The organism is Megasphaera sp. AF13-6AC (assembly GCF_027685385.1).
Lineage (GTDB): Bacteria > Bacillota > Negativicutes > Veillonellales > Megasphaeraceae > Megasphaera > Megasphaera micronuciformis.
In genome coordinates, this window is record NZ_JAQCUN010000087.1 from 1 (window position 1) to 4217 (window position 4217).

At 43.5% G+C, this 4217-nt stretch carries 5 protein-coding genes; 2 read left to right on the plus strand and 3 right to left on the minus strand.

Annotated elements, in window-relative coordinates; all coding sequences use genetic code 11:
• The first annotated feature begins 827 nt into the window (after positions 1-827).
• Positions 828-1904, plus strand: coding sequence for a M48 family metallopeptidase (locus tag PGX78_RS05780; RefSeq protein WP_270445848.1), 1077 nt, complete (start codon positions 828-830; stop codon positions 1902-1904).
• Positions 1905-1932: 28 nt separating this feature from the next.
• Entirely contained in the window at positions 1933-2778 is an 846-nt protein-coding gene (locus PGX78_RS05785; protein ID WP_270445849.1) for an NYN domain-containing protein, read from the plus strand.
• 60 nt (positions 2779-2838) lie between these two features.
• Here PGX78_RS05785 and PGX78_RS05790 read toward each other — a convergent pair whose 3' ends face one another.
• The 3 genes from PGX78_RS05790 to PGX78_RS05800 all read right to left on the minus strand — a co-directional run bounded on the left by PGX78_RS05790 (position 2839) and on the right by PGX78_RS05800 (position 4160).
• Complete coding sequence (locus PGX78_RS05790; protein ID WP_270445850.1) at positions 2839-3060, minus strand: hypothetical protein; 222 nt, start codon at positions 3058-3060, stop codon at positions 2839-2841.
• The gene (locus PGX78_RS05795; RefSeq protein ID WP_270445851.1) at positions 3050-3238 is read right to left on the minus strand and encodes an NAD(P)H-dependent oxidoreductase; all 189 of its coding nucleotides are present in this window, start codon (positions 3236-3238) and stop codon (positions 3050-3052) included. Before PGX78_RS05795 ends, PGX78_RS05790 begins: the two co-directional genes overlap by 11 nt.
• 136 nt (positions 3239-3374) lie before the next feature.
• Entirely contained in the window at positions 3375-4160 is a 786-nt protein-coding gene (locus tag PGX78_RS05800; protein ID WP_270445852.1) for a glucose-1-dehydrogenase, read from the minus strand.
• Positions 4161-4217: the final 57 nt, after the last annotated feature.

The window sequence follows — 4217 nt, forward strand, 5'->3', positions numbered from 1 at the left end:
CTCTGTAAGAGAGGATTACGGATGGACGTATAGCATGACGACAATTTACCGTTTTACACACAACACTCTTAAGAAATAAATACGTATTTCAAAAGTATCTCTTCGATTACCTGTTGTGCGTGCTATGCCAAAGGATATTTTATGTAGGTCGTGTAAGAAAGTTTAAATGGAAGTAATCTGCTTGTATATTTTATAGACATACTAAGATAAGACTTTACGACAATTGAATATGGTTGAAAAACACCCCGTTTGCAGATGTCTCCTGCAGACGGGGTGTTCCTTTTGTCATTCCTATTCGGCGTACAAAAAAATCCGTCCATGACAAGAATACATGTCAAGGACGGATACGGTTCCGCGGTGCCACCTTGGTTCAGGAGAAATTCCCTGCTCTCGACGGAATACTAACATATTCCCGGCAACTGACGTATGCCTTACGTCGCAAAATACTCGGCTACTGCCTTTCCTTGCGCCCTCTGCGGCCCATTTGACGGTCTGCGTTCTGCCGGCTTTCACCGTTCCGGCTCGCTGTAAGTGCACGATAACGTCGTTACTCCCGCTTCTTCGGTTTTATGGACGGTATATAATTATGTTATTCATCATGTCGCCCTTATATCTTTATGTCAATACCCTATTTTCTCATCAATCTGAAAAGGTCTGTTCACAAACCTTATATTTTTCCTTTGTCTCATTTTTACTGCAAGAAAGTATTCAATGTGTTAAAAATACATAACCCTCCTCTTCCTTTTGCTGTTTACGGGCTGTTATGTGGTATAATAAAACTCGTAAGTGCAAAATATTTTTCTACCCGCTCGAAAGGGGATTTATTCATGAAAAAATCTATAAAATCATATATTCTTGCCGGTATTCTGGCAGTATCTCTCAGTCCCGCCTCTTCAACCTTGCAAACAGCCGAAGCTATAGACTGGACAAGTTTCGCCGGTGCGGGCATACAATACTTCGCCCTTGAAAAAGAATTAAAACATCTCGATAACGGTGGCCGCAACGAATTTTTTGAACAAATGAAGAAAAAATACGGTGTCAACAACGATCCTCGTGCCAACGCCATGTTGGACCGTATTATGACGCGTTTATCCGCTTCCATTGCAAAAACGGATCCGTCTATTACGAAAAAGCCGTACAATTACTTTGTTAATGACGACAAAAGCTTTAACGCCTTTTGTACTATCGGCCATAACCTAAGCGTTAATATAGGGGCCTTTGAACCTTTAAATTACAATGAAAACGAACTGGCCTTTGTTTTGGCTCATGAAATGGGACACGGCCAAAAAGGACACCCTATCCAAGGCATTCGTAAACAAATGCCTTTAGTCCTTGCCGGTGCGGCTATCGGCGGTGATACATCTACTCAGCTCATTACAGGTATCTTATCTCAAGTCGGCACGGCTAAATTAATTACGAAACCGATGGAAAAAGAAGCCGATGCTTTGGCATTCACATACGCCGTTAATGCAGGATACAACATCGGAGCCGGTGCTGCCGTATGGCAGCGAATTCTGGACAAGAACCCCGGCCAGTCTTCGGGCGGTATTAACGAACTCTTTAATGACCATCCGTCCACTATTTCCCGCCGTAACGTGTATAATGAAGATATTACAAAGTGGAGTGGCGGTGTCGTTAAGGTCAATGCCGATACAGGAATGATTTCTCTCCACGGAAAAGACTGGTACCAGCCGGAAACCATCTCCTCTATGAGCGGTAAAGAACGAGCCTACCTCATTGCCGGCAATTTGTCGGCCGTCTACCACGACGGTAAAAAACCGACTGCCACCGACGTTCACCGCGGCAACGACAATCTCTTGTACGTGGGGGCACAACCGATTATGGATCTTTCGGCTGCGCAAAATCCGACAGACTTAACGAACCGCTTACGACAACTCATTTAATGACCATACAAAGGGGAGTAGGGAGACGATGAACCAAGAAATGAAATTGGCTGTCCTTATTGACGCCGAAAACATTTCCAACAAGTATATCGATGTCATCTTGTCTGAAGCCAACAACTTGGGAAATATTGTTTATAAACGCATTTACGGCAACTGGACAACACCTCAAATGGCTTCTTGGAAAAATATTATTCTCGATAATGCCATCCAGCCGATTCAACAATACAGCAACACTATTCGTAAAAATTCATCCGACTCGGCACTCATTATTGATACAATGGATCTTCTTTACCAAAGCGATTTGGATGCCTATTGTATCGTTTCTTCAGATAGCGATTTCACCCGTTTGGCTTCTCGTTTAAGAGAATCACAAAAGTATGTTTTAGGTATGGGCGAAAGCAAAACGCCTCGCTCGTTTATTTCGGCTTGCAACAAATTTCTCTACTTGGATGTCCTCTTTGAAGAAGCCGGCGAAGAACCGGCCGAACACGAAACTTCGATACCTCATGACCGTGAAAAGACCTCCCATCCTTCCGAATACCGTCATAACGGGCAAGACGCATTCGACAATACTTTAGGCAAAGACCTGTCAACTATTAAATTAGCTCTTATCAAACTGACGGAAGAAAACTCGGATGAAGACGGCTGGATCTTCTCAGGCACCTTAGGGAATTTATTGAATAAACAATTCTCCGACTTTGATGTAAGAAACTTCGGCTTTAAAAAATTCGTTCCCTTTATCGAATCTCTCGACCTCTTCGACGTGTATACGACGACGGACGACAAAAATACGGCCATTAAGCACAACTATTTCCGCGTAAAAGCCGATAAGAAAGAACACCGCCACCGCAGCTTCACTAAAAAGTTAAAATAGTACGCATTATAAAACCCGCTTGTCCCCATAAGGACAAGCGGGTTTAGTCATGTAGATATCCTATTTCTCCAATTCTTCAATGCGGTTAATTACGCGTTGTGTATGTTCGTGAGCTGCCGACTCCATAGCCTTGCAAGCTTCCGCATCATCACGGTTCACATAGCCGAGACCGCACGTATACACGGCACCTTCATAGTCCAAACTGCACAAATGAGCCGTCTGAATAAAACGAGTCGTCATCATTTCCACAGGGTAGAATTGAAAACCTCCTTCACGATACATATCTTTCGGTGCACCGACAGTAAAGGAGACTGTACCAAAAAATGGGGAACTTAAGGAGAATAACATCGGCCCATACCAATTGTTCCTGTTCCTTTTTTACATCAATTTTAAAATTGGAGTACATGGCATCTAAATACTCGAAACGAGCTTCAAGCAAAGCCTTTTCCAAATCTGCCATAATAATCTTATTGTTAAACGAATCGTGCTGTAAATCCGTGTGTCCCTAAATAACCAATACGTTTTTCATATATGTTCTTTTCTAAATCGGCTACGGCAAAATCATATCGCCGACCCGTATACTCTTTTACAAAGCTTTAACCCTTACCGTCTTGAAAAGCCGGATACAAGGTCATGCCGCCGTCTACAAAAAGGGTGATTCCTGTTACGTATGACGCTTCATCGGAAGCAAGCCAAGCCACACAAGCTGCCACTTCTTCAGGCTTACCGATACGCTTCATAGGAACCATACTCATAGTTTCTTCATACTGAACGGGGTCGGAGAATTTTTTCGCATTAATAGGCGTATTAATAGCTCCGGGACCGACGGCATTTACACGAATTCCGTACTTGGCATACTCCATGGCCACAGTTTGCGTAAAGAGTTTAATACCGCCTTTGGATGCACAGTAATGTGCAAAGGTCGGCCAAGGAATCTGCTCATGAACGGATGACATATTTACAATACTTCCCGTTACATTATGCTCCATAAAATATGTCAAAGCTGCACGTGTACCGAGAAATACACCTGTTAAATTAACGTTAATAACTCGTTCCCAATCGCTTAAAGGCATTTCATGAGTCGCCACCTTGTTTTCCATGCCCGCATTGTTAATCCATACGTCGATACCTCCGTAGTTTTCTACAGCCGCATCGACCAGAGACTGCACGCCTTCTTCCGTACCGACATGAGCCTTGACAGCAATCGCCTCTCCGCCGGCACATCGAACTGCTTCTGCAGCCAACTCTGCACCGGCTGCATCGGAATTATAGTTAATGACAACCTTCATACCTTCTTGCCCGAAACGCTTGGCGATAGCCGTTCCGATTCCCTTGGATCCGCCTGTAATGACGGCTACCTTTCCTTTTAATTCACTGTACATATAGAAATCCTTTCGTCCCCTAATTCTCAATAAATAAGATTATACTACTGCCGCCAA